Origin of the sequence: Sediminimonas qiaohouensis DSM 21189 (assembly GCF_000423645.1) — a bacterium.
In the GTDB taxonomy this organism is placed as follows: Bacteria; Pseudomonadota; Alphaproteobacteria; order Rhodobacterales; family Rhodobacteraceae; genus Sediminimonas; species Sediminimonas qiaohouensis.
Genome location: NZ_AUIJ01000051.1, coordinates 1 through 4,513 on the forward strand (window position 1 = coordinate 1; position 4,513 = coordinate 4,513).

5 protein-coding genes and 1 tRNA gene are annotated in these 4,513 nt (G+C 61.1%); 4 read left to right on the forward strand and 2 right to left on the reverse strand.

Going from position 1 to position 4,513, the window contains the following annotated elements; translation table 11 throughout:
* Positions 1 to 255 (reverse strand): IS5/IS1182 family transposase (locus tag G568_RS0117395; protein WP_026758969.1); only part of this gene is annotated, 255 nt, incomplete at its 3' end.
* Between the two features lie 216 nt (positions 256 to 471).
* Complete coding sequence (gene uvrB, locus G568_RS0117400; protein ID WP_026759154.1) at positions 472 to 2,664, reverse strand: excinuclease ABC subunit UvrB; 2,193 nt, start codon at positions 2,662 to 2,664, stop codon at positions 472 to 474.
* A 143-nt stretch (positions 2,665 to 2,807) separates the two neighbouring features.
* Between uvrB and G568_RS0117405 the strand changes: the two genes are divergently transcribed.
* The 4 genes from G568_RS0117405 to G568_RS0117420 all read left to right on the forward strand — a co-directional run.
* Positions 2,808 to 3,119: an ETC complex I subunit gene (locus G568_RS0117405; protein WP_026759155.1), complete on the forward strand. Its 312-nt coding sequence runs from the start codon at positions 2,808 to 2,810 to the stop codon at positions 3,117 to 3,119.
* Between the two features lie 116 nt (positions 3,120 to 3,235).
* Positions 3,236 to 3,312, forward strand: a tRNA-Arg gene (locus G568_RS0117410).
* A gap of 160 nt (positions 3,313 to 3,472) precedes the next feature.
* Positions 3,473 to 4,018, forward strand: coding sequence for a transposase (locus G568_RS19435; RefSeq protein ID WP_084627470.1), 546 nt, complete (start codon positions 3,473 to 3,475; stop codon positions 4,016 to 4,018).
* A gap of 288 nt (positions 4,019 to 4,306) precedes the next feature.
* Positions 4,307 to 4,513, forward strand: a 207-nt coding sequence (locus G568_RS0117420) for a helix-turn-helix domain-containing protein (protein ID WP_026759156.1), incomplete at its 3' end; no start/stop codon positions are given.

Below are 4,513 nucleotides of genomic sequence, written 5' to 3' on the forward strand. Positions count from 1 at the left end.
GTCGACCAAATGCAGCAGGCTCTCGACGAAGCCTGTGGTCTGGCGTAGCGCCATGCCGAACAACACTTTCATCGTCAAGCATGTCTGGATAGCGGTGTCGCTGTAGGTCTGCTGCCGACCGCGCTTACCGGTCGGCGCAGCCTCCCAGATCATCTCCGGGTCAAACCAGACTGTCAGCGAGCCACGGCGCTTGAGCGCTTCGTTATAGGCCGGCCAGTTCCTGGTCTTGTAGGTTGGGGGTGTGGGTCTGCTCATGTCGCCCAGCTACCACACTGGATTCGCGACATGAATCCCTCACGCGCTTTGTGCAACAGAGCCGTTCGGCAATTCCAGTAAGTGGCCGCATGCATGCGGAATGGACCAAGTTCTCATCACGTGCTCCGGGTGGAGATATCGGATCCTCGTCGTCTTCAAAGAAGTCTACCAGTTCGTTGTGAATATCCATCACATCTTGGAATTCAGGGATAAAGGTCAATTACTTCTCCGCTTCACACCACCACGTTGCCCCGGCCGGCCGGCCGTTGAGCGGCCCTTGCCGGTGGCGGCGTCCGATGCCTTTTCCACCGCTTGTTGCCGTGCCAGCGGGTCGTCGGCGATGGCAAGGTCCACCGCTTCCAGCCGCTTGACCTCGTCGCGCAGGCGTGCGGCCTCTTCGAACTCCAGGTTCTCGGCGGCCTTGCGCATGTCGCTGCGCAGCCCGTCCAGCACCGCCTCGAGGTTGGCGCCGTGCAGGGGTTTGTCCACCTGCGCGGTGACGCGGGCCATGTCGGTGTCGGCCTTGTAGAGCCCGGCCATCACGTCGCCGATGTTCTTGCGGATGGTTTCGGGGGTGATGCCGTGCTCTTCGTTATAGGCGATCTGCTTGGCGCGGCGGCGGTCGGTCTCATCAATGGCCCGCTGCATCGATCCGGTGATGCGGTCGCCATACATGATGACGCGCCCGTCGGCGTTGCGCGCGGCGCGGCCGATGGTCTGGATCAGGGAGGTTTCCGAGCGCAGGAACCCTTCCTTGTCGGCATCGAGGATCGCGACAAGGCCGCATTCGGGGATATCCAGCCCCTCGCGCAGCAGGTTGATCCCGATCAGCACATCAAACGCACCAAGGCGCAGGTCGCGCAGGATCTCGATCCGTTCGATGGTGTCGATGTCGGAATGCATGTAGCGCACGCGAATGCCCTGTTCGTGCAGGTACTCGGTCAGGTCCTCGGCCATGCGCTTGGTCAGGGTGGTGCACAGGGTCCGGTAGCCGGCGGCGGTGACGCGGCGCACCTCGTCCAGCAGGTCATCGACTTGCGTTTCAACGGGGCGGATTTCCACTTGCGGATCCAGCAGGCCGGTGGGGCGGATGACCTGTTCGGTGAACACGCCGCCGGTCTGTTCCATTTCCCACTTGGCGGGGGTGGCCGAGACGAAGATCGATTGCGGGCGCATGGCATCCCATTCCTCGAACTTGAGCGGGCGGTTATCCATGCACGACGGCAGGCGGAAGCCGTGTTCGGCCAGCGTGAACTTGCGCCGGTAGTCGCCGCGGTACATGCCGCCGATCTGCGGCACGCTGACATGGGATTCGTCGGCGAAGACGATCGCGTTGTCGGGGATGAATTCGAACAGGGTGGGGGGCGGCTCGCCGGGGGCGCGGCCGGTAAGGTAGCGCGAGTAGTTCTCGATCCCGTTGCACACGCCGGTGGCCTCAAGCATCTCCAGGTCGAAATTGGTGCGTTGCTCAAGGCGCTGCGCCTCAAGCAGCTTGCCCTCGCCGACCAGCTGATCGAGGCGTTGGCGCAGCTCCTGCTTTATGCCAATGATCGCCTGCTGCATGGTCGGTTTCGGCGTCACGTAGTGCGAGTTGGCGTAGACGCGGATTTGGTCAAAGCTGCCGGTTTTCTCGCCGGTCAGGGGGTCAAATTCGGTGATCGCCTCCAGTTCCTCGCCAAAAAAGGATAGGCGCCATGCCCGATCTTCCAGGTGGGCGGGGAATATCTCAAGCACGTCGCCGCGCACGCGGAAGCTGCCGCGCTGGAACGCCTGATCGTTGCGCTTGTATTGCTGGGCCACCAGGTCCGCCATGATCTGGCGTTGGTTGTAGTCGTTGCCGACATGCAGATCCTGCGTCATGGCGCCGTATGTCTCGACGCTGCCGATGCCGTAGATACACGACACGCTGGCGACGATGATGACATCGTCCCGCTCCAGCAGGGCCCGCGTGGCCGAGTGGCGCATGCGGTCGATCTGCTCGTTGATCTGGCTTTCCTTCTCGATGAAGGTGTCGGAGCGGGGCACGTAGGCTTCGGGTTGGTAATAGTCGTAGTAGCTGACGAAGTATTCCACCGCGTTTTCGGGGAAAAAGCCCTTGAACTCACCATAAAGCTGCGCCGCCAGCGTCTTGTTGGGGGCAAGGATGATGGCGGGGCGCTGCGTTTCCTCGATCACGCGGGCCATGGTGAAGGTCTTGCCCGTGCCCGTGGCGCCCAGCAGGACCTGGTCATGCTCTCCGTCCTCGATGCCGCTGCTCAGCTCTGCGATGGCTGTCGGCTGATCGCCGGCGGCGCTGTAGTCGGTGTGCATGACAAAGCGCTTGCCGCCTTCCAGCTTGTCGCGGTTGGCGACATCGGGGGCGGGATGGGCGAGGATGGCATCCGAGCCGTCGTTGTGGGCATAGGGCATGGGTTGGCTCCTTTGACAACAGAAGATGCCGTCTTTGCGCGGGGGTTCAACCCCTGATGAGCGGCTATGTATCGGCGGGCCTTGCACCGGGGGGCGGAATCTTTGATAAGGGGCTCAGGCGTGACGAGCGAATGAGGCAATCCATGCGGGCGAGAATCTACCGACCGGCAAGAACCGCGATGTCATCTGGCACCGCCAACACCCAGCACTGGGTTCTGGAATTTGCCCCGGCCGAGGCGCGCGAGGTTGATCCGCTGATGGGATGGACCTCGTCCGGCGACACGCAGGCGCAGGTCAAGATGCGCTTCGACACCAAGCAAGAAGCGCTGGATTACGCCGAAGCGCACGGCATCGACGCGGTTGTGCGCGAGCCGCATGAGCGCAAGGCCAACATCCGCCCCGGCGGCTATGGCGACAATTTCTCGCCCAACCGGCGCGCGGTCTGGACCCACTGAGGCACCGCTGCACGTAATGCCCCACAATTGGCGCGCGGCGCGATTTCCACTTTGAATTCGCGCCACCGGCGCAGTATGACACCCCAGCGTGCCGCCGACGGCGCGCGGTGCAGTGCGGTCCCGTAGCTCAACAGGATAGAGCAGCTGACTTCTAATCAGCAGGTTCGGGGTTCGAGTCCTCGCGGGATCGCCATTATAAACAATGGGTTAGAAGTTGGTCGGCTGATCCATTTTTATTTGCAGCAACCACCTAGCAACCATCGCCTAGAGATTGGCGTAGCAAGTCATATATTGATTAGGATTTGGACTTCGGTAACAGGGCCAGTTCAGTCAAGAGATTTCAAACAAACAGAATGGTTCGCCAGAGAGGTGCTATTGTTCGTCGTGCCCGTATTGCTATTTGTCGCGGCTTTCGGCTGAGGCCCTTCGAGGTGCGGATCAAGCAGACCATGATCTCGGATGATGAACTGGCAACGACTGCCGACATCCCGCGCTCCGTGCCCGGGGTCGGCCCTCTCGCCAGCACCATGTTGATCGGGGAAATGCCGGAACGCGGACAGATCACCAGTGAACGGGCCGCCGCCCTCACCGGCCTTGCATCCATTTCACATGACAGCGGCGCCATGCGCGGCAAGCGCGCTATCGGTAGCGGGCGGCGTCTGTTGCGACATGTCATATTCCAGGCCGCTCTCGTCGCCGGCCGCCACAACCCGGTCCTGAAGGCCTTTGCAGACCGCCTTCGCGCGGCCGGAAAACCGCACAAGGTGGTCATCACTGCCGTTGCACGAAAGCTCGTCACAATCGTCAACGCACTCTGCAAATTTCGCCAGAAATGGGCCACTCACCAGCTTGAGAAATACAGTTGCTCGGCCTATGCGTTAAACGCCCATCGTTCGTAGCCAACACCTGCGTTCACCCTTACCAGATCTTCGACCGTTTTGACCGGCAGGTAGACGAGACGTGTACGATCTGTGTCACCTGCAGCAAGCTTAAGCCGTCTTTGCTTGGCCAACTGTGTTGCAGTGGCAGTGCTCTTGCCAGATTGCTTGCGCGCCTCTGTGATGATTGCGTTATTGTTGATTGTCACTGAGACCTGACCCGGCAACGGCCAAAATTGTCACCGAGACCTGACCCATGTGCAACCTTTCCCCGGCTTGAACCAGCTGGGGATTATCGGAGTGATCGACATGGGATTTTTGAGGGTTATTCGGAAATGGGCGTTGCGGGACAAGATGCCCATTCGCGAGATCGCACGGCGGACGGGCGTGTCGCGCAACACGATCAAGAAGTATCTGCGGGAGGGGATTGTTGAACCGGCGTTTCAGACACCGGATCGCCCGAGCAAGCTGGATCCGTATTCTGAGAAGCTGTCGGGCTGGTTGGTGGCCGAGCAG